A 577-nucleotide genomic window follows, 5' to 3' on the forward strand; every position below is an offset into this window, starting at 1 on the left:
CTTCAGACCAGCGGTCACATCCACGACTTGCGAAAAATTATTATGAGAATAATATTCTAGTCGTAATATTCGGAGGCAACGATGAACGATAAAAAAGCTCAAACCCGCGAACGTATCCTTAAGGCTGCCAGCGCAGCGCTGATTCAGCGCGGCCCGGCAGAGCCGAGCGTGGGCGAAGTGATGGGCGCAGCCGGCCTGACCGTAGGCGGCTTCTATGCGCACTTCGAAAGCAAGGACGCGATGATGCTGGAGGCGTTCCAGCAATTGCTGGGTCACCGTCGTGACCTGATTGCTGACATGGATGAGCAACTCTCTGGTGAAGAACGTCGCGCGTTGGTGGCTGCGTTTTACCTCTCGCGTAAACACCGTGACTCCTCCGAATCGGCATGCCCGATCCCGGCGTCAGTTGGCGAACTGGGGCGGCTGCCGGATGCGTTTCGTGTCGCTCTGAATGAGCATGTGGAATTGATGGTCGCGCAATTGGCGGCCAGTCCGGAAGACACCGACAAAGCCTTGGCAGACATGGCCTTGATGGTGGGCGGTTTGGCTTTGGCTCGCGCGCTGGGGCCAGGAGAGT

General features: G+C 57.5%; 1 protein-coding gene. It reads left to right on the forward strand.

The window, feature by feature from the left end:
* Window positions 1-81: 81 nt before the first annotated feature.
* A partial coding sequence (locus tag AC1DSG_RS31630; RefSeq protein WP_477794364.1) for a TetR/AcrR family transcriptional regulator occupies window positions 82-577 on the forward strand: 496 nt, incomplete at its 3' end.

It is taken from the genome of Pseudomonas sp. P5_A12 (assembly GCF_056400685.1).